Raw genomic sequence first — 21,724 nt, 5'->3', positions numbered from 1 at the left:
TAGTATCATTATGCAAAAGGTTATTTCCAGTATAGTTTTTCACATACTACACTATGTTATTAACCCTAAACAGACTCTTTTCCCTAGTGTTATTTGTTTAATTTCCTTCCGTACTTTTAATATTCATCAATTTTACAGGTAGTAAAAGCAAGAATAATTTACTGATATTCATATAATTTATACTATTGAAAATATCTAAAAAAAAAATTTGCTTTTCATCTTCAAAAAAGACAGAACTCCCATAATACAGACACCCCCGCTCTTCCTCCCGCGACACCCGTTTGCCCGACGACAGGCAAAAAGTTCGGCCTCAACCGCCGCTGTGGTATTAAAAATTCCATCGCCTGCTTTTGTTAAATATGGCTAACCCACCCCCAGTGACAGGCGAGTTTGACCTATCTTTATGCCTCTCAATAATCGATACCGCTTCATGTTCAAAAAAACTGTAATTCTCATCACAACAGCAGCCCTCTGGAGTGCCGGAGTATCGGCCCGAACCTTCTCGCCCGAGGCGGCTACGGCTGCCCGGCAACAAATAGAAACGCTCTTGCAAGACAAAAAGGCGACGGTGGGTGTAGCCTGCTCAATCGACGGAGACGACTTTGCCCTCAACGACACGGTGCGCTACCCGCTCATGAGTGTATTCAAACTGCATGTGGCCGTGGCTGCCCTGCAACGCATGGAGGCCGAGGGGACCCGGCTCGACGAAGCCTTGACCATCGACTCTACCCAAATGCACCGCGACACCTACAGCCCGCTGCTCGGACTCTATCCCTCGGGCAACTTTCGCATCTCGTATGCCGACCTGTTGCACTATGCCCTAGCCTTGAGCGACAACAATGCCTGCGACATCCTCATCGACTATGCCGGCGGCATCGGGGCGATAAAGCATTGTATCGACCGGGCGGGCATCACAGGGTACGACCTCGCCGAGACCGAGGCCTCGATGCACGCCGATATACCCGCCTGCTATCGCAACTGGGCCCACCCCTCGTCGGTGGTACAACTGCTGCAAAAGATTCTCGACGGCTCGTTGCTGAACGAGGAGCATACCCGCTTCATGCGCACGACCCTCGTCGAGACCTCGACAGGGCTCAATAAAATCAGGGCAGGCCTTCCCCCGGAGATTGTTCTGGGGCACAAGACCGGCAGCTCGGGACAGTTGCCCGATGGCCTGACGATTGCCGACAACGACGCCAGCTTCTTCTGCCTGCCCGACGGCCGCCTCTGTTTCCTGGTCGTCTTGGTGAAGGACTCCCGCGAAAGCGAAACCACCAACGCCGCCCTCATTGCCCGAATTGCCCGCATCGTCTACGACACCGCCACCGCGAATCAACTCTCCCGATAAAGCCCCATCACAAAACACAAAGGGCCTGCCGATTGTCGGCAGGCCCTTTGCCATATCTCAATCTCGGATGATTACCAGATGATTACCCGATCGGCAGGAGCCAGATACATGGGATCGCCCTCTTTGATATTGAATGCCTTGAAGAAGGTATCGATATTACGCAGGGCAGCGTTTACACGCCAGCGGCCCAGCGAGTGGGGGTCGATTTTGGTCAGACGCAGAATCTCGGCATCGCGAATGTTGCCGGCCCACAGGTTGGCATACGACAGGTAGAAGCGTTGGTCGGCAGTGAAGCCATCGATCAAGGCAGGCTCTACCCCGTTGAGCGAATTGCGGAATGCCGTGTAGGCTACACGCAGACCACCGTGGTCGGCGATATTCTCGCCCAGCGTGAAGTGACCGTTGGCATGAACCGTATCGAGCACGATGATATTGTCGTACTGTTTGGCCAGAATCTCGGCCCGTTGGTTGAACTGCTCGGCATCTTCGGGCGTCCACCAGTCGTTCAGGTTACCATCCTTGTCGTATTGACGGCCCTGGTCGTCGAATCCGTGAGTCATCTCGTGACCGATAACCACACCGATAGCACCGTAGTTCACGGCATCGTCGGCATCGAAGTTAAAGAAGGGCGGTTGCAGAATACCGGCGGGGAAGCAAATCTCGTTCGAGGTGGGGTTGTAGTAGGCATTCACCGTTTGCGGGCTCATGTACCACTTGGTCTTGTCGACAGGTTTGCCCTCGTCTTTGAGCGAGTAGAGCGTTTCAAACTCGGCAGCACGACGCACGTTGGCGTAGTAGCTCTCTTTCGGGTCGATGGTCAGGCCGCTGTAATCGCGCCATTTGTCGGGGTAACCGATTTTTACGTAGAAGGTATTCAGTTTCTCGTGAGCCTTGGCTTTGGTGGCATCGCTCATCCATTCGAGGCTGTCGATGTGCTGGCCCAGAGCCGTCTGCAAGTTGGCTACGAGCTGTACCATGCGCTCTTTAGCTTCGGGGGGGAAGTATTTGGCTACATACATTTCGCCGACGGCTTCGGAGAGCAGGCTGTTGGGCACGTTGAGAGCCCGTTTCCAGCGGGGTTCGATCTGCTCTTTACCCGACAGCGTCTTGGAATAGAAGTCGAAGCGGGCGTTTACGAAATCGTCGCTCAGGTAGGGAGCGGCACCGTCGATGCAGTTGAAGGCCAGATAGTCGCGCATCTCCTGCTCGCTCAGCGTCTTGAGCAGTTCGTTCACGGCCTTGAGCGTACGGGGCTGGCCGATGTTGATTTTCTGGATGCTGTCGAGACCTACGGTCTTGAAGTAAACATCCCAGTCGAGACCGTCGTACTGTTTCTTCAGGTCGGCAACCGTCATCACGTTGTAACCGGCTTGCGGGTCACGCAGCTCTTCACGCGTGAAAGCGGCCTTGGCAATAGCCGTCTCTACCTTCAGCACCGTAGCGGCAGCCTGCTCGGCAGCCTCTTGCGTATAACCCGAAAGGGTGAAGAGGGTCTTGATATAGTTGGTGTAACTGTCGCGAATCTTGCGGCTGTTCTCGTCGTCGGATACGTAGTAGTCGCGGTCGCCCATGTTCATACCGGCCTGGTACCAACCGGCGATATTCATCGAACTGTTCTTGGCATCGGCATCGACATAGATGGCGAAGAACGGAGCCGACATGGTACGGTGCATCTCACCGATCATGGCACTCACGGCCTCTTTGCCCGAAAGCGACTGGATGCGTTTGAGCTCGTCGGCAATAGGAGCGGCCCCCTCTTGGTTCAGGCGCACGCTGTCGAGCCCCATGTTGTAGAGGTCGCCAATCTTCTGGGCCACGCTGCCCGGCTCGGCTTTCTGTTTGCCCAACTCATCGAAGAGCAGACGGATTTGCTCCTGGTTGTTCTCCCGCAGTTGGTCGAAAGAGCCATAGCGGGCATACTCGGGTTTCAACGGATTTTTCTGCATCCATCCGCCGCACGCATACTCATAGAAATCGTCGCCGCAAGCCACCGTCGTATCGAGGTTGGTCAGGTCGATACCCGGAGTCTTGGTGACCGATTTGTTTGTACAGCCTGTGGCTATCAAAGCTGCTGCAAACGATAAAATCATTACTCTTTTCATTTTACAATATATATTTATGTGTTTCATTTACCCTGTTTTTGCAGATGCTCCAGCATCTCCGAAGCCTCGGACCACTGCCACATGGCATCGTCGAGCTGCTTTTTCAACAGCCCGTGCTGCTCGTAGAGCGAGGTATCGGCAGCCCCTTCGGGAGTAGAGAGTTTCTCCTCGAGCGAAGCAATCTGCGCCTCGAGGTCGGCCACCCGCTTTTCGGTGTCGGCCACCTCCTTCTCTGCTTTCCGCAAACGCCGTGCCAATTCCTTTTGCTCCTCATACGAGAGTTTCGACCCTTCGGGGGCGGCCGAAATGGCAGGTGCGGACTCGGCCTTCGGCGAAGCTACCTTCTTGTCGGTCACCGCCGTAGCCGGGTTGCGCTGCTCGAGCTCCCGCAGCGATTCGAGCTTGCGGCTCTCGAGGAAGTCGTAGATGCCGCCCAGATGCTCGCGCACCCGTCCGCCACCGAACTCGTAAACCTTCGACACCAGCCCGTCGAGAAACTCGCGGTCGTGCGACACGACGATGACCGTGCCGTTGAAATCGCGGATGGCCTGTTTCAGTACATCCTTGGTGCGCATGTCGAGGTGGTTGGTAGGCTCGTCGAGGATGAGCAGATTGACAGGCTCGAGCAACAGCCGTATCATGGCCAACCGCGTGCGCTCGCCACCCGAGAGCACCTTCACCTTCTTGTCCGACGCTTCGCCGCCAAACATGAAGGCACCCAGGATGTCGCGTATCTTGGTGCGGATATCGCCCACCGCCACGCGGTCTATCGTCTCGAACACGGTGAGCGACTCGTCGAGCAGGCTCGCCTGGTTCTGGGCAAAGTAGCCGATCTTCACATTGTGCCCTATCTTGAGGGCACCGGTGTGGGAAATCTCGCCCATGATACACTTGACCATGGTCGACTTACCCTCGCCGTTCTTTCCCACAAAGGCCACCTTCTCGCCCCGCTTGATGGTAAAGGTGGCATCGGCAAATACCAGGTGGTCGCCGTAGCTCTTGCCCACCCCCTCGGCAATGACGGGATAGTCGCCCGACCGGGGAGCCGGCGGGAACTTCAGGTTCAGGTGCGAGGTATCCACCTCGTCGACCTCGACCCGCTCGAGCTTGGCCAGTTGCTTGATGCGCGACTGCACCTGCACCGACTTGGTGGCCTTGTAGCGGAACCGCTCGATGAAGGCCTCGGTATCCTGTATCTGTTTCTGCTGGTTTTCATAGGCCCGCCGCTGTTGCTCCAGACGCTCTTGCCGCAGCACCACATAGTGCGAGTAGTTGACCTGATAGTCGTAGATGCGGCCCATCGAAATCTCGATGGTACGGGTCGTCACGTTGTCGATAAAGGCGCGGTCGTGCGAGACCAGCACCACGGCATTGGCCCGCGTGGCCAGAAAGTTCTCGAGCCACTGTATCGACTCGATGTCGAGGTGGTTGGTGGGCTCGTCGAGCAGCAGCACGTCGGGACGCTGCAACAGCAGTTTGGCCAGCTCGATACGCATGCGCCAGCCGCCGCTGAACTCCGACGTGTCGCGATTGAAATCGTCGCGGGTAAAGCCCAGACCGATCAAAGTCTTCTCAATCTCGGCCTGATAGTTGGAAGCCCCGATGAGCGAGAGTTGCTCGTTGGCATTGGAGACCCGCTCGATGAGCTCCTGATAGTCGGCCGACTCGTAGTCGGTACGCTCGGCCAGCTCGTTGTTCATGCGCTCGATGCGCGCCTGCAGCTCAAAGATGTGCGAGAAAGCCTGCTCGGCCTCCTGCATCACCGTGCGGGTATCGGTCAGGTTCATCTGCTGGGGCAGATAACCTATGGTGAGGTCCTTCGGCATATTCACGCTGCCCGAGGTAGGTGCCTGCAACCCGGCTATGATTTTCAGCATAGTCGATTTGCCCGCCCCGTTCTTCCCGACCAGAGCAATGCGGTCCCTCTTGTTGATGACATAAGTAATATTGTCGAACAGCGTATTTCCACCAAATGCAACCGAAAGTCCTTCTATCGATATCATATTTCTCGTTTTATTGGTCGGCAAATATAAGCAAAAAAGCCCAGCTTACTTGAGTTTTTTTGTTAATCCTTTAACATCACCATCCACCGGATACGATGAAAATGCCGAAATCAATCTCATTTTACCGCCCAGATTTCGGAATCTGGATAAAAAGCCGTAAACTTGTAAGCGTAAATCGCACTTTCCTTTATGACTCCTTTTCTATACCGCATAGCCCAAGCCTTCTACGAGCGTTACGGGCACGACATTTCGCAACTGGCCTTCGTCTTTCCCAACCGGCGGAGCGGCATCTTCTTCCAGAAGTATCTGGCCGAGGTGGCAGGCAAACCGCTCTTCTCGCCCCGGGTAACGACCATCAACGACCTCATGGCCGAGCTCTCGCCCTACACGACCATCGACCGCATCAGCCTGCTGGTGATGCTCTACAAACGGTACATCGAGCTGCGGCAGAGCGACGAGACCTTCGACAACTTTGTCTTTTGGGGCGACATGCTGCTGGGCGACTTCGACGACGTGGACAAGTACATGGTCGATGCCCGACAGCTCTATACCAACATCCACGACCTGAAAGAAATCGACGAGTTTTACCTCACCGACGAGCAGATTGCCATCATCAAACGCTTCTGGGGGCACCTCTTCTTCCCCTCGACCGAGAGCGAGAACAAGCAGCAGTTCATCCAACTGTGGCAGATCCTTTTCGAGCTCTACACCCGACTGCGAGACGACCTGGCCAGCCAGAACAAGGCCTACGAGGGGATGATTTTCCGCGACGTGGCCGAGCGTTGCCGCCGCAAGGAGGAGCTCGACCTGCCCTACACGCAGGTGGTTTTCGTGGGATTCAATGCCATCACCGAGGCCGAACGGGTATTCATGGAGTACCTGCGCGACACGGGTCTGGGCGACTTCTATTGGGACTACTATGCCCCTACCCTGCACGACCCGTACAACAAGGCAGCCTTCTTCCTCAACGACAACAAACGGCGATTCCCCTCGAAAATCGACCTCGACGAACGCATCGAACAGGTGCCCCGCATCGAGCTCATCTCGGTGCCGTCGGCCGTGGGGCAAGCCAAGCAGGCGACCGACATTCTGCAACGGCTCATCGACGAAAAGCAGCTGTCGCCCGAGCGGGCCATCGACACGGCCATCGTCCTCCCCGACGAGGAGTTGCTGCTCCCCATGCTCTACTCCATACCGCCCGAAATCTCGACGGTCAACATCACCATGGGCTACACGTTGCAACACACGACCGTGGCGGCTCTCATGGATTCGATATTCCAGATGCAGCGGCACGTGCGCTTCTCGAAGGGCGAACCGCGTTTCTACCACATCGACGTGAAGCAACTGCTGGGGCACCGCTTCATCGCCGCCCGTCTGGGCGACGAAGGGCAACGCATCACCGCCTTCATCAACGGCAACAACCGGGCTTTCGTTTCGCCCGGCGAGCTGGGCCGTCACCCGCTGGTCGAGCTGCTGTTCCGCATCCCGGCTACGGCCGACGAGGCAGCCGACTACCTGACCCGCCTGCTCGAATATCTGCAACAGGATACCGCTGCCGACGAACCGGCCGAGGCGACCGACGAGGAGAACTCGCCCGTAGGATTCTCGGCCGTGGAGCGGGAGTTCATGTATCACTACTACATCACCATCAAGCGGTTGCGCGACGTGATGACCGAGCAACGTATCGCCATGGGGGTCGACACCTTCTTCCGCCTGCTGGGCAAGATGGCGGCCTCGATTTCGATTCCCTTCCGGGGCGAACCGCTCTCGGGATTGCAGGTGATGGGTGTGCTCGAGACGCGGGCTCTCGACTTCGAGAACCTCATCATCCTGTCGATGAACGAGGGCATCTTCCCCGTAAAGAAGGTGGCCCCCTCTTTCATCCCCTATAACCTGCGGCGGGGATTCGGCATGGCCACTACCGAACATCAGGACAGCATCTATGCCTACTACTTCTACCGCATGATAAGCCGGGCCAAACGGGTATTCCTGCTCTACGACAGCCGTACCGACGGCCTCAAGAGCGGCGAGGTGAGCCGCTATGTCTATCAGCTGAAATACCACTATCGCCTGCCCATCCAGGAGATTCAAATCAACTGCGACATCGCCACTTTCTCACCCACGACCATCACGGTCGACAAGCACCGCTACGGCATCGACCGCAAGCTGGCGGCCTTCCTATCGGGCGGCGACAGTGCCCTCTCGGCCAGTGCCATCAACCGCTACCTGAACTGCCCCTTGCAGTTCTACCTGCAATATATCGAGGGGCTCGAACGCCCCGACGAGGTGGCCGAGAGTGTCGACAGCGGTACCTTCGGCAGCATCTACCACGGCATGATGCAGCACATCTACGAACGCATCGAGGGCGACCGCGAGCAGGTGACCGTCACGGCCGACCACATCGACGCCATCCGCAAAGACAAGCCGCTGCTCACCCACTACCTCGAGGAGTGCTTTGCCCGCGACTACTACAAAACACCGCAACACCCCCGGCCGCTCACCGGATACGACTACCTCACGGGCGAAATCATTCTCAAGCTCATCGACAAGACCCTCGAGAAGGACCGCTCGCTCACCCCGTTTGTCTACCGGGCTTCCGAGTTGCGCATCACGGGCGAAGCTCCCATCAGCGGCCAACGCGCCGTACAACTGAAGGGGTTCATCGACCGGGTGGACGAGTGCAACGGGCGCATCCGCATCGTCGACTACAAGACCGGCAAGGAGCGGCTCGACTTCAAATCGGTCGAAGAGCTCTTCGACAGCTCGGCCACCGAACGCCGCAAAGCCATCCTGCAGGTGCTGCTCTACTGCAAACTGTACAAGATGAACTATCGGCCGGCCTCGCCCATCTACCCGGCCATCTACATCATACGCAACCTGTTCGACAAATTCGAATGGAACATCCGCTACGAGAAGGATCTGTTCACCGACTTCGCTCGCGTAGAAGAGGAGTTCGACCGGTGCCTCACGGCCTGCCTCGACGAAATCTTCGACCTCGACCGCCCCTTCACCCAGACGACCGAAGAGTCGCACTGCCAATATTGCGACTTCAAGTTGCTGTGCAAGCGATAAGCCGGAAGGAAGCAGGCTCATAACATTGATTATCAAACTAATATATAAGCATTACAGAACCGAAAAATAATTCTTTACCCAACCGGAAGAGTAAAAAGAGAATTTATTTTTATCGAAAAACGATAATTTTTTATTGATTTTCTTTGCAAATTCAATTTTTATATCTATGTTTGCATAGAATAAACGACGAAGATAAACGACTCATGAGCTTTTTCTTCCGAAAAAGAGTTTATCTTTGTCAAATCGAATGAAACAAAAACATTAAACAAAGCGATAAGACAATGAAAAAATTTTTCACTACAACCTTCGCCTGTGTGCTGGGCGTATTGATTGCAGGCATCTTGCTGATGTTCCTTTCGATTGCAGCACTCACCGGTATGGTGGCTACGACCGAAACGACATATACTCCCCAACCGCATACCATCCTGAAGCTCGACCTGGGGAGCGTGACCGAACGCAGCCAGGAAGACATCATGGGTCTTTTGCTGGGCAACCAACAGAAGAGCGACGGTCTCGACAACATACTCAAAGCCATCGAAACGGCCAAGGAGAACAAGAATATCGACGGTATCTACATCGATGCCGGCGGCTTGAACGTAGGCATCGCTACCCTCGACCGCATACACCGTGCACTGGTCGACTTCAAAGAGAGCGGCAAGTTTGTCTATGCCTATGCCGACACCTACTCGCAACGCGAATACCTGTTGAGCGCCGCTGCCGACAGCGTGATGCTGAACCCCGTGGGAGCCATCGACTTCAGAGGTCTGGCCAGCCAGGTGATGTTCCTGAAAGGTCTCTACGACAAACTGGGCATTGAGATGCAGGTATTGAAAGTAGGTACCTACAAATCGGCCGTAGAACCCTACATCAACACCCAGATGAGCGACGCCAACCGCGAGCAGACCATGGCCTACATGACCCCCATCTGGAACCACCTGCTCGAGAACCTGTCGAAAGACCGCAACCTCACCGTCGAGCAACTGAACAACCTGGCCGACACGCTGCTGATTACGGTCGACGCCAAAACGCTGGTGGCCAAAGGACTGGTCGACACCCTCATGTATCGCCCCCAGATGGACAGCTTCCTCAAGAACAAAGTGGGGATAGATGCCGACGACGACCTCATCTTTGCTTCGGCCAACGAGGTAGCCACAATCAAACAGAAAAAGAACAAGGCCAAAGACGAAATCGCCATCGTTTATGCCGAGGGCGGTATCGACCTCGACCCGACTACCGGCATCCACTCGGATGAACTGGTAGAGGAGCTCACCAAGATACAAAAGGACGAAAACATAAAAGCCGTGGTACTGCGGGTGAACTCGCCGGGCGGTAGCGCCTACGGATCGGAACAGATATGGGCCGCCATCGAAGAGATCAAGGCTGCCGGCAAACCGGTTGTCGTATCGATGGGCGACCTGGCTGCCTCGGGCGGATACTACATCTCGTGCAACGCCGACCGCATCTTTGCCAACCCCACGACCCTCACCGGCTCGATTGGCATCTACGGCATGATTCCCAACTTCGGCGGACTGGTTACCGGCAAACTGGGTGTCACCTTCGACGGTGTGCAGACCAACCGCTACGGCAACTTCGGTGCCTTCAACCGTGCCATGACCCCCGACGAGCGCAACCAGATGCAACGCTACATCGAACGGGGCTACGAACTCTTCACCTCGCGTTGTGCCGAGGGCCGCGGCATGAGCCTCGAGGCCATCAAGAAGATTGCCGAAGGTCGGGTTTGGGACGGACAGACGGCCCTCAAGATAGGATTGGTCGACGAGTTGGGCGACCTCGATGCAGCCATTGCCTGGGCTGCCCAAAAGGCCAACCTCGACAAATACAAGACCAACGCCTACCCGGCTCAAAAGACGGCCATGGAGCAGTTGCTCTCGGAACTCAACACCAACGTGCGGACTCGCATAGCCGCCTCGTACCTGGGTGAAAACTACAAGTATATACAAGCTCTGGAACAATGCAAGAATATCGACCCCATACAGTATCGTATGGAAGATATTGAACTCTATTGATACCGATTCTCATGTATGGCAAATCGATTAAAATAAATCGTTGGCTCATCCCGCTCAGCTGGTTGTACGGCTTCGGGGTCGGTCTCAGGAACAAACTCTTCGACTGGGGTATTCTCCCGGTCGAAGAGTTCGACATTCCTGTCATATCCGTGGGGAATCTGGCGGTGGGTGGCACCGGCAAGACTCCCCATATCGAATATTTAATCGAGTTGCTGCAACCCAAATACCGGGTGGCCGTGCTCAGCCGGGGCTACAAACGCAAGAGCCGGGGCTTCGTACTGGCCGACGCCTCGTCGACCGCCCGCGAAATAGGCGACGAGCCTTACCAGATAAAACGGAAATTCCCCGGCATCGCAGTAGCCGTCGATGCCAATCGCCGACGCGGTATCAAGCGACTGAAAGAGCTGCAACCCGACCTCGACGTGATTCTGCTCGACGATGCTTTCCAGCACCGCTATGTATCGCCGCTGGCCTCGATTGTGCTCACCGACTACAACCGGGCCCTACACCTCGACAAACTGTTGCCGGCCGGTCGGCTGCGCGAGTCGCGCCACGAACTTTCGCGGGCCGACATCGTGATTGTGACCAAATGCCCCGCCGACATGAAGCCCATCGAATACAACATCATCTCGCGGTGGCTGCACCTCTTCCCCTATCAGCACCTCTACTTCACCACACTCGACTACGGCAAGTTGCAGGCGGTATTCCCCGAGAAGGCCCCGGCTCGCGAACTGACTCTGAAAGATCTGCCCGCTACGGCCGGACTGATGGTCCTCACCGGCATAGCCAACCCGCGGCCCATGCTGCAATATCTGGCTCGATGCCATGCCCCGCAAGAGGAGCTGCAATACCCCGACCACCACGACTTCTCGAGCAGCGACCTGGCTCATATAGCCCAACGGTTCGAGTCGATGAAAGGAACGAAAAAATACATCGTTACAACCGAAAAGGATGCCGCCCGATTACGCTCGGCCGCTCTCGACGACTCCGTGAAACAGGCACTCTACTACCTGCCCATCCGGGTACGGTTCATGCAGCATGCCGGCATCTCGTTCGACGAGAAGATAACCGATACCATCTACAAAAACCGCCGCATCAAGCGTCCCCGCAAATAGTCAGAACTCCACCGTAATGCCCAAGGTAGGCAATATGGTTCCGCTCTGCTGGGCGATATACTTCGTGCGGTAACGCTCCGTGCCGTTGTCGTCGACATAGGTTTCGCCCGTACTGATCAGGAGCGGCTGATTGTCGTACTTGAAGTTGAGTACATTCTGCAAATCGATATAGAATCCCAGCATCACCCCTTTGAAATAGAACGACTTGTCTACCCGCAGGTCTACCTCGTAGAAGGTCTTGAGCCGCCCCGTATTGTAGCGGCTGTAATCGTAATAGGGCCGGGCCGTGGCATCCCAGGCCGGGATGAGCGACGAGACATATTCGTCGTAAGGTGTATAGGGAGCTCCACCCATCAGCCTCACCTTCATGCCAATATCCCAGTTCTTGGGCAGTTTATAGGTACCCGATAGCGTGAAGAGGTGCCGGTAGTCCCAGGCCGAGGGCAGGTAACGCCCCGTAGCGGGATTCTGAAACTGGCTGCGGTACCAGGTGTACGAAGCCAGGGCCGTGAAGCGTCCCAGCCCCAACCAGCGAAGCATCACCTCCACGCCATAGGCCCGCCCCCGAGCGGTCGAGGCGGCCGCCTCGTTGCCCGAAACACCGTAGTCGGTACCCTTGCAGGCCAGCGGGATGCTGTCGGTGAGCGAAAGCGGCGAGTGGGTATACTTCTTGTAAAAGCCCTCGACCGTAAGGCGGGCCCACCGGTTGATATAATACTCCAGTCCCACGACCGCCTGGTCGGAACGGATGTAGGTGAGCCGCGAGCGGTTCACCAGCACATCGTCCTCCTGATAGCCCATGGTCGTATAGGCCGGCAACTGATAGTAGCGCCCTATGCTGCCGTTCAGGTAAATGTTACCCGCCACATTGTAGGAGAGAGCCAGCCGGGGCGAAAACTGGTTAAGCGGATTGGACATCGACGACGAGTAGTCGCAGGCATCGAGACGAAAGCCGAGCGAAGCCGTGAACCGCTCGTTGGCCGACTTGTAGCCCGCCGTGGCAAAAAGCCCCCAGCGGAACAACCCCAGGTCGGTCGAGTAGCGAATCTCGCGAGGCACCTCGGCAAAAGCCCGCTGAAAAGTGCGGTTGGTATAGACGGCATAGTCGGCGTTGAGACCGGCCGTCACGTCGAACGGGCCCAGCAACGAGCGATTCTCGAGCCGCAGGTGGTTCTCGGTCTCGACCGACTTCAGGCGCAAGGTCAGGTTCTCGTCGGTCGACTCGTCGTTGTCGCGATACTTCACGTTGCTGTTACTCATGTAGCTGCGGCTCAACACCACCGTCTGAATGTGGTTTCCCGCATAGTGCTTGTAGACTGCCCCCAGCGTATAAGTGTTCTGCTTGATGGTCGGCAGGTAGTTGAGCAGGTACTGTTTCGACTCGTCGGCCGGGTCGGTCTCGGTATTCAGCTTCATGTCGTCAATGGCCCCCAGTCCCAGCACGGTGAGCTCGTGCGCCTGCGAGAAACGGGTCTTTATCTTGAACTGCGCATCGGTATACCGGGGCAAAAACGGCATGTCGAGCAACGAGAAGAGCAGTTGCAGATAAGATTGCCGCACCGACACCACATAGGTAGTGCGGCTGCCGATGTGCCCCTTCGAGCCCACCGCCAGCTCCGACGCCCCCACCGTACCCTTGAAGGTATAACGGTCGGGCGTACCGTCGAGCAACTTGAAGTCGAAGACCGAGCTCAGCGCATTACCCCGGTTCACCGGGAAAGCCCCCGTATAGAAATTGACCTCGCGAATGAGGTCGGCATCGATAATCCCCACCGGTCCGCCCGAAGCCCCCTGCGTACTGAAGTGGTTGATGTTGGGAATCTCCACCCCGTCGAGATAAAACTTGTTTTCGGCCGGGCCGCCGCCCCGTATCATCAGGTCGTTGCGATAGCCACCCCCCGCCACCGTAGCCACCCCGGGGAAGGAGTTGACCACCTTCGAAATGTCGCGATTGGCCCCCGGGCTCTTCTCAATCTCCTGCACCCCGATGACCCGCCGGGCAATGGGACTCTCGACCGAACTGCGAAACGGAGCCGCCACCACACTCACCTCGCCCAGTGCCACCTGCGACTCCTCCAGCCCAATGTCGAGCGTATAGTCATACGAAGTAATACGGAACTCGGGCGACACATAGGTCTTGTACCCCACCGACGACACCTGCACCCGATAAGCCCCCGGCGGCAGATTGCCGATGCGATAGCCGCCCACCGAGTCGGTCGTCGTCCCCCGCGAGGAGTTCCAGATACCCACACTCACGAAGGGTACCCCCTCACCCGTTTCGCGCGAAACCACTCGACCCTTTACCGAATAGGTCTGTGCACACCAGGCACACACCACGACACACAGACTACAACCCAACAATAGATACCGTTGCCACATACTTTTCAATTCCTTTCCAAAGCCCTCGATCCAAACACAGAGAGCCACAGGCTATATACAACCGGCTCTCCGATTTTGTTCAGAACAGTCATGAATCCTCAATTCAAGATGAGAATAACAGCCCAACCGTTTCATGTCACAATCTTTCTGTGTATTTTTGGATTTTCAACCGGGAAGGCCGGCATGTTCCGACCCTCCGCCGAGTATTCTGGCTCTCCCGTTCATTTGTCACGACCATGAAACACCATGTAAAACGCCCTGCACTTCTGCTGCTTTGTGCCGCCGCACTCTTCTCGATTCTACCCTCCTGGAGTAACGAAAGCTACCAACCGCTGTTCTCTACGGCCGGGTTCTTTGCGCTGCCCGAAACGGGACGCGAGGTCTACAACATGAACCCGGCCTGGCGATTTTACAAAGGGCCGGTCGAAGGTGCCGAACGCAACGACTTCGACGACCGCTCCTGACGACTGGTCTCGCTCCCCGATGGAATGGAATATCTGCCTACCGAGGCCAGCGGCTGCATCAACTATCAGGGCGAGGTGTGGTATCGCAAGCACTTTACTCCCGACGAGGCCTGGAGAGGGAGACGGCAGTTTCTCCACTTCGAGGCTATCATGGGCAAATCGAAAGTGTGGCTCAACGGCGTGCTGCTGCAAAGTCACTACGGCGGATACCTGCCGGTCATCGTCGATATTACACCTTATCTGAAATATGGTCAAGACAACGTGATTGCCGTGTGGGCCGACAATAGCGACGCCCCCGCCTATCCTCCCGGCAAAGAACAGGCGATGCTCGACTTTGCCTACTTCGGCGGCATCTACCGCGATTGCTGGCTCGTCGTGCACAACCCCGTATTCATCACCGACCCCAACTACGAAGACGAGAAGGCTTCGGGCGGACTGTTTGTCTCGTACAATCGGGTATCGGAGCAATCGGCCGTGGTCCATATCGATACGCACATACGCAACACGTCGAACCGGATATTCCGCGGGAGGGTCGTATGGCAGTTGTATGACCGCGACGGCAAACTCATCTTCGACCTCGAGAAAACGCTGTCGTTGGCCGCAGGGAAAGCCCACCGGGTATTGGGCCAAAGTCAAGTTCTGCAGCCCCGCCTGTGGTCGCCCGACTCGCCCCACCTCTACAAACTGCACGTGTATGTACAGGATACCAACGGCAAGACTGTCGACGGCTACTATTGCCGCATAGGTATCCGCAGTATCGAGTTCAAGGGAGAGGATGGCTTCTGGCTGAACGGCAAGCCCTACCCCGAACCCTTAATCGGCGCCAACCGCCGCCAGGATTTTGCCGTCATCGGCAACGCCCTCTCCAACAGCCTGCACTGGCGCGACGCCAAAAAGCTGCGCGATGCCGGCCTGCGGGTCATCCGCAACGCCCACTATCCGCAAGACCCCCGCCTTTATGGATGCCTGCGACGAGCTGGGTCTCTTCGTGATTGTCAACACACCGGGATGGCAATTCTGGAATCAGGAGCCGGTCTTCGCACAACGCGTGTACAGCGACATCCGCAACATGGTGCGGCGTGACCGCAACCACCCGTCGGTATGGCTGTGGGAACCTATCCTCAACGAAACCTGGTACCCCGACGACTTTGCCCTGAATGTCGTGAACATCCTGCACGAAGAGTATCCCTATCCCTACTGTTATGCCGGATGCGACGTGACGGCTCTCGGCCATCAATATTTCCCCGTACACTTCACTCACCCGCTGAACGGCAAGGGCGGGGCCTTCAACACCGATACGCTGGACCCCAAAATCAGCTATTTCACACGCGAATGGGGCGACAACGTCGACGACTGGAATTCGCACAACTCGCCCAGCCGAGTCAACCGGGCCTGGGGCGAGGCTCCCATGCTCAAACAGGCTCAAGGCTATGCCAAAACCGACTATCAGTATACCTGCTACGACGTGCTCTACCGCAATCCCCGACAACATGTGGGGGGCTGCCTGTGGCACTCGTTCGACCACCAGCGGGGCTACCATCCCGACCCCTTCTACGGGGGCATCATGGATGCCTTCAGACAACCCAAACTGTCGTATTACATGTTCTGTGCACAGCGTCCGGCTAAAGTCAACCCCGACCTGCCGGCCGAGACGGGTCCCATGGTCTATATTGCCAATGCCATGACACCCTTCTCGCCCGAAGATGTAACGGTCTACAGCAACTGCGACGAGGTGCGGCTCACCTATGGCGGCAACGGCAATACCCGGATTTACCACAAACCCCAGAATCACGAGGGGATGCCCTCGCCCGTGATTACATTCAAAGGGGCATTCGACGTGATGCAGGACAAGGAGCTGGCGCGAAACGGAAAACATGCCGACTCGTATCTGCTGGCCGAAGGAGTGATGGACGGCAAAGTGGTGGCCACCCACAAGGTAATGCCAAGCCGCCGCCCCTCACGTCTGCTGCTCTGGGCCGATGACGAACGGGTAGAGCTGACGGCCGACGGCTCGGACCTGCTGACCGTGGTAGCCGCCGTAGCCGATGACAACGGCAACATCAAGCGGTTGAACAACTACGAGATAAAATTCGAAATCGAGGGCCCCGGCGAACTGGTAGCCAACGAAGAGACCTTCACCAATCCCCGACCGGTCTTGTGGGGTACGGCTCCCGTACTGGTAAGAGCTACGACGACGCCGGGCGAAATCAAAGTGCGGGCTTCGGTCGTGTGGTCGGGCAAACATACCCCCGTATCGGCCGAACTGACCCTTGTCTCCCACCGCCCCGCTCTCCCGATAATTGCCGACAGCGAGGAGCTGAAACAGCTACAAAACCAGTCGGACGATACCCGCCAGGCCCGGCAATCAACCCCGGCCGACTGCGAAAAACGCATCGAGAAGTTGCAGCAAGAGCTCAACCGGCTGAAACTGAAAGAGGTGGAACAACAGCAAAGCGACTTTGAATAGCCATCGCCCTGCATAGACAAGTCTCTCCATGGCACAAAAAAAACCGCGCGGCACATCTCGACGACGTATCGCGCGGTTCGTTTATCATATCCTATGTGTATTATTCAAACATGTGGCGCAACTTGCTGAATATACGCTGCTTGGTCGTGAGCGTAGGTTGCATGTTGGACGAGTTTTTCATCTCTTCGAATTGTTTCTTCTCGGCCGCATTCAGGTTCTCAGGGATGTAGACCGATACGTTCACTATCAAATCGCCCACGCCGTAACGGTTGACCGAGGGCAGACCTTTGCCCCGCAAGCGGAATATCTTGCCCGGTTGCGTACCCGGCTCTACCTTGATACGGGCTTTGCCGTCGAGCGTAGGTACATCGACCGAACCACCCAACACAGCCGTAGGCAGGTCGAGCAGCAGGTTGTATATCAGGTCGTTCTCGTCACGAACCAAATCGGGGTGCGGCTCCTCTTCAATGAGGATAAGCAGGTCGCCGTTCACACCGCCATGACGGGCAGCGTTACCCTTGCCGGCCATCGAGAGCTGCATGCCTTCGGAAACACCGGCGGGGATGTTGAGGGTGATGACCTCCTCCTCGCGCACGATGCCTTCGCCGGCACAGTGGGGGCACTTCTTGGTGATGATGCGTCCCTCGCCACCGCAATCGGGACAGGTCGTCGTCGACTGCATGGCCCCGAGGAATGTCTGCTGAACCCGAGTCACTACACCCGAACCGTTACATTTCGTACACGTGGTATAGGCGGTTCCGTTCTCGGCACCCGTTCCCTTACAGTAGGTACAGCTTACATATTTGGGCACCTTGATTTTCTTCTCGACACCGGTGGCAATCTCCTTGAGGGTGAGTTTTACCTTCACACGCAGGTCCGACCCTTTGTTCACATGCCGACGGCCGCCACGTGAACTGCTGCCGCCGCCAAAGCCTTCGAATCCGCCGAAACCTCCGCCGAATATATCGCCGAAGTGCGAGAATATATCCTCCATGGACATACCGCCGCCACTGAATCCACCACCGGCAGCACCGCCCACACCCTGATGCCCGAACTGGTCGTAACGAGCCCGCTTGTCGGGATCGCTCAACACCTCGTAGGCTTCGGCGGCCTCCTTGAATTTCTCTTCGGCCTCCTTGTTACCGGGGTTCTTGTCGGGGTGATATTGAATAGCTTTCTTACGATATGCCTTCTTTATCTCTTCGGGCGTCGCACTTTTGGCGACTCCCAGCACTTCATAATAATCTCTTTTTTCCATTGCTCTCTATCCCTCCAAATCGTTATTCACCCACTACTACCTTGGCAAAACGAATTACCTTGTCGTTAAGCGTATAGCCTTTCTGCACGGTATCGATTACCTTGCCTTTCTGGGCAGGGTCGGGAGCCGGGAATGTAGTCACGGCCTCGTGATACTCGGTATCGAAATCGGCACCTTGAGTGGGAATCTCTTTCACGCCGTTTTGTTCGAGATAGGTTTTGAATTTGTTGTATATCAAATTCATACCCTCTTTCACGGCTTCCAGATCGTTACTGTTTTCCACAGCGGCCAATCCACGTTCGAAGTCGTCGATTACGGGCAGGATAGCCTTCATGCAGTTCTCGCCGCCATTCTTAATCAAATCGGCTTTCTCGCGCAAGGTCCGTTTACGGAAATTATCAAACTCGGCCATCAACAGCAGATAATCTTTCTGCATCTTTTCGATGGTCGCTTTCAACGTGTCCAGCTCGGCTGACAATTTGGCAGCCTCATCTACCTCGCCCTCTTCGGCAGCGGCTTCGGTTTCGCCCTTCTCCGCATCCTGGGGCTGTTGCTCACAAGCCTCCTCTTTGTTCTTTTCAGGAACCTCGTCCTCAATTACTTGCGATTTTTCGCGGTCTTTCTCTTCAGCCATATTTTTAGTTTTTCTTTTTTTACGATTCATATTCTGCCTCCTCGAAGAATTATCTTCAACAAGCATTTATATAGTATCAAAAACACTGCCAAACCGATAGCGACTGTATTTTTGTCACGCCCGGCCTACCCGACTGTCAGCCTCACGCCCGTGCCCGATAAAACACCAAGGGGCAGCCCCACCGGGCCGCCCCTCGTATATCTGCGACAGCGTGTCGTCGGCCTATTTCCGGGTCGGTACGATTTCGAATATCTCGGCATCGCCCGTGAGCTGTATGGACGAAACACCGGGCTGCAAAGCAACCTTGCAGAAGGGTTCGGTTGCCGTCACCTCGGCCAGTGTAGAACCGTCGGCGGCCAACTGCTTCACCGTTACGGCCAGCGGCTTGCCATCCTTCCGGCTGTTCATCAACAGAGCATAAGCCTCCACACCGGGTTTCACCCCGAAGGTGATGGTACCCTTGTTGCGATAGCTCGTGCCCAGCTGGCCGTCGAACAGGTAGAGAGCCTGCTGCATGTCGTCGGCCTTCAGGTCAAAGCCCAACCGCTCGAGACGAGGCGGATTCACCTCGAACGAACGTATCGAGGCATAGTTGGTGCGGGCCGACTCGAGCCGTTTCAAACGAATGTATCGGGCCTGTACCGGCTCGCCCTGCCAGTCGATGACATACTGCTGCTTCAACTCGCCGGTGAGGGGCGTCCACGTCTTTCCGTCGGCCGAATATTCTACCACGGCGTGGTCGAAGTAGTCGACATCGTCGACCGAGTTGCGTCCCTGACGAATCGAGAGTTCGGTCACCGGCTCAATCTTGCCCAGGTCGAGGCCCATCCAGTCGCCGGCCTTCTGAGCGATACCCGACGTGTAGTAGGTTGCCGTGTCGTGGTCCAGCATCAGTTTCGCCTGCGGAGTCTTGATTGTGCTGAAGGTACCGATGCCCTTGTAATAGATGGGCGTCTCGCCCCACACGCGAGCCAGGAAACCGTGGGCCATATCGTCCATGGCATTTTCGTAGAAGGGTTGCAGTTTCATGGTTCCGCTCTTGTGAGCCTCGTAGGCGGCGCGGTCGTCGCTACTCATCAGGTTTTGCACATAGAGGTTCCAGAAGGCGGCATGGTCGCCATCCGTGAGATAGAGGCGGGCCAGCTCGATGGTCCGTTTGCCGCGCGCACCCAGCTTTTCAAACTCGACGAGCCAGGGGGTCAACTCTTTGACCAGGCCCCGGTTGGCACAGTTGCGCTCTATGGTAGCGGGGGCTTTCTCTACCCGGTCGAACTCCTGCCAGAGGGCATCGGCCGCAGCGTCGTCCCAATCGGCCAGACGGAAGGTACGGGTCTCCCACGACTCGTCGCGGCGATAGCCGTTCTCGGTATCGCACGAGTGGATGGCAAAAGTGCGGTATGCCTCGCGAGCCTCGGGCATCAGTTCGCCCAAACCCCGCTCCCAGTTGTCGATGGGGTTGTAGTCGGCCACGTTCCAGGTATAATCGGCCACGCCGTAAAGGGCCAGCTTCGAAGCCTCGCCATGCTCCATGGGATTGCTGGCGATACCGCAGAGGTCGTCGGACGTCAAGGTGGTATCGAGCCCGTAAACCGGGCCTTGCAGAATGACGTGACGCACATAGTCGTTCACGGGATAGTTCCACCAGAAGTAAGCCGGCCGTTTAATGCGGCTGTTGACCCACTCCATCGTCTCGGGCGTGAGGTCGCTGCACACCACGTCGCCGGTCCAGAATACCTCGACCGAGGGGTCGAGCGTGTTGCCATAAATGGCCAGAGGTCCCTGCGGTGTGGGGTTGGCCCACAGCTTGGAGTAGTCGGTAGGACAAACCGTGAGGTAAGCCACGTCGCCCTTGGCCTTGACAAAGTCGGCCGTCAGGCGGTTGAGCAGTTCGGTCTGTTTCACGGGGTTGGTACCCTCGCCCGATATGTCGTCGAAGAAGAGGGCAAAGGCACGCACGCCCAGGTCGTACATCCAGTTAAACTTATTCACCAGATTCTGATAATCCTCTTCGTTCCATTTAATATCCTGCCCCGGGTGAATGGCCCACACGAAATCGACCCGGTTGCGGCGGCAGGCCTCGATGAGATCCTTAATCTGCTCGGCCTCCTTCTCGGGATAGGGCAACCGCCAGTTGGGGCAGCTGTGATAGGGGTCGTCTTTGGGACCGTAGAGGTAGCTGTTCATCTTGAACTTGCCGTAGAAGTCGATGAGCGACATGCGTACCTCATGCGACCAGGGAGTGCCGTAAAAGCCCTCGACCACACCACGATATTTCAAATCGGGGTAATCGTTAACCTCGACATAGGGCAAACGGCCGTCGGCTGCCGCCGGACTCTCGAGCAACTGCCGCAACGTCTGCAAGCCGTAGAAGGCACCCCGTTCGTCGTAACCTACAATATCGATACCCTTCTGATTCACACACAGCCAGTAGGCTCCCGATATGGCTTTCACGCCTTTACGTTCGGCCTGTTTCTCGCCATAGTCGACGGTGAGTTTCACCCCCTTCTTGTTCTGGGTCAGGAACGGCACATCGGCCGAGAAACGGCCCTGACGGTCCTTGAGGTTCACCCCCTTCGACAAATCCAGCACATGCGCCCGGTCGAGGGTCATCTGCTGCGGCGTAGGGTTCACCACAATACCGCCGTGATCGAGCTTCTTGCCCGGAACGGCCAACACATCCTGCGACTCGGAACGCTGACTCGACAAATCGAATTCAGCCTCCTGAGCCCACACACTACCGCAGGCCAACATCGCGACAGCCCATGCGGTCAATACTTTGCTACACTTCATCATATTTTTTGGTTTCTGTTGTTTTCCATTGGTCAAGACGGCACCAGCACGAGACCGCTCCCCTC

10 protein-coding genes and 1 pseudogene are annotated in these 21,724 nt (G+C 56.5%); 5 read left to right on the top strand and 6 right to left on the bottom strand.

Annotated features, from left to right (window positions below; all coding sequences use genetic code 11):
* The first annotated feature begins 430 nt into the window (after positions 1-430).
* On the top strand, positions 431-1,348 hold the full coding sequence (gene bla, locus Q1K76_RS03515; protein ID WP_300131098.1) for a class A beta-lactamase: 918 nt from the start codon (positions 431-433) through the stop codon (positions 1,346-1,348).
* Between the two features lie 71 nt (positions 1,349-1,419).
* On the opposite strand, the gene Q1K76_RS03510 is transcribed toward bla, so the two are convergent.
* Both Q1K76_RS03510 and Q1K76_RS03505 read right to left on the bottom strand, forming a co-directional pair.
* Positions 1,420-3,450, bottom strand: a complete 2,031-nt coding sequence (locus Q1K76_RS03510) for a M13 family metallopeptidase (RefSeq protein ID WP_087408565.1) — start codon at positions 3,448-3,450, stop codon at positions 1,420-1,422.
* Between the two features lie 23 nt (positions 3,451-3,473).
* Positions 3,474-5,453, bottom strand: coding sequence for an ABC-F family ATP-binding cassette domain-containing protein (locus Q1K76_RS03505; protein ID WP_300131095.1), 1,980 nt, complete (start codon positions 5,451-5,453; stop codon positions 3,474-3,476).
* A 189-nt stretch (positions 5,454-5,642) separates the two neighbouring features.
* Between Q1K76_RS03505 and Q1K76_RS03500 the strand changes: the two genes are divergently transcribed.
* The 3 genes from Q1K76_RS03500 (at position 5,643) to lpxK (ending at position 11,667) form a co-directional block, all read left to right on the top strand.
* Positions 5,643-8,525: a PD-(D/E)XK nuclease family protein gene (locus tag Q1K76_RS03500; RefSeq protein WP_300131092.1), complete on the top strand. Its 2,883-nt coding sequence runs from the start codon at positions 5,643-5,645 to the stop codon at positions 8,523-8,525.
* 281 nt (positions 8,526-8,806) lie between these two features.
* Entirely contained in the window at positions 8,807-10,552 is a 1,746-nt protein-coding gene (sppA, locus tag Q1K76_RS03495) for a signal peptide peptidase SppA (RefSeq protein ID WP_087408568.1), read from the top strand.
* Between the two features lie 11 nt (positions 10,553-10,563).
* Complete coding sequence (gene lpxK, locus Q1K76_RS03490; protein ID WP_366944479.1) at positions 10,564-11,667, top strand: tetraacyldisaccharide 4'-kinase; 1,104 nt, start codon at positions 10,564-10,566, stop codon at positions 11,665-11,667.
* On the opposite strand, the gene Q1K76_RS03485 is transcribed toward lpxK, so the two are convergent.
* Positions 11,668-14,046, bottom strand: coding sequence for a TonB-dependent receptor (locus tag Q1K76_RS03485; RefSeq protein WP_300131086.1), 2,379 nt, complete (start codon positions 14,044-14,046; stop codon positions 11,668-11,670).
* Between the two features lie 236 nt (positions 14,047-14,282).
* Here Q1K76_RS03485 and Q1K76_RS03480 point away from each other — a divergent pair.
* Positions 14,283-16,977: pseudogene (locus Q1K76_RS03480) on the top strand (glycoside hydrolase family 2 TIM barrel-domain containing protein).
* Between the two features lie 100 nt (positions 16,978-17,077).
* Here the strand turns inward: Q1K76_RS03480 and dnaJ are convergent.
* The 3 genes from dnaJ to Q1K76_RS03465 all read right to left on the bottom strand — a co-directional run bounded on the left by dnaJ (position 17,078) and on the right by Q1K76_RS03465 (position 21,662).
* On the bottom strand, positions 17,078-18,235 hold the full coding sequence (gene dnaJ / locus Q1K76_RS03475) for a molecular chaperone DnaJ (protein WP_087408581.1): 1,158 nt from the start codon (positions 18,233-18,235) through the stop codon (positions 17,078-17,080).
* A gap of 22 nt (positions 18,236-18,257) precedes the next feature.
* Positions 18,258-18,869, bottom strand: coding sequence for a nucleotide exchange factor GrpE (locus Q1K76_RS03470; RefSeq protein WP_087408582.1), 612 nt, complete (start codon positions 18,867-18,869; stop codon positions 18,258-18,260).
* 222 nt (positions 18,870-19,091) lie between these two features.
* On the bottom strand, positions 19,092-21,662 hold the full coding sequence (locus tag Q1K76_RS03465; protein ID WP_300131081.1) for a beta-N-acetylglucosaminidase domain-containing protein: 2,571 nt from the start codon (positions 21,660-21,662) through the stop codon (positions 19,092-19,094).
* Positions 21,663-21,724 lie beyond the last annotated feature (62 nt).

This window comes from uncultured Barnesiella sp., from assembly GCF_946496565.1.
GTDB lineage: Bacteria > Bacteroidota > Bacteroidia > Bacteroidales > Barnesiellaceae > Barnesiella > Barnesiella merdigallinarum.
This window is presented reverse-complemented; position numbering and strand designations above follow the sequence as displayed.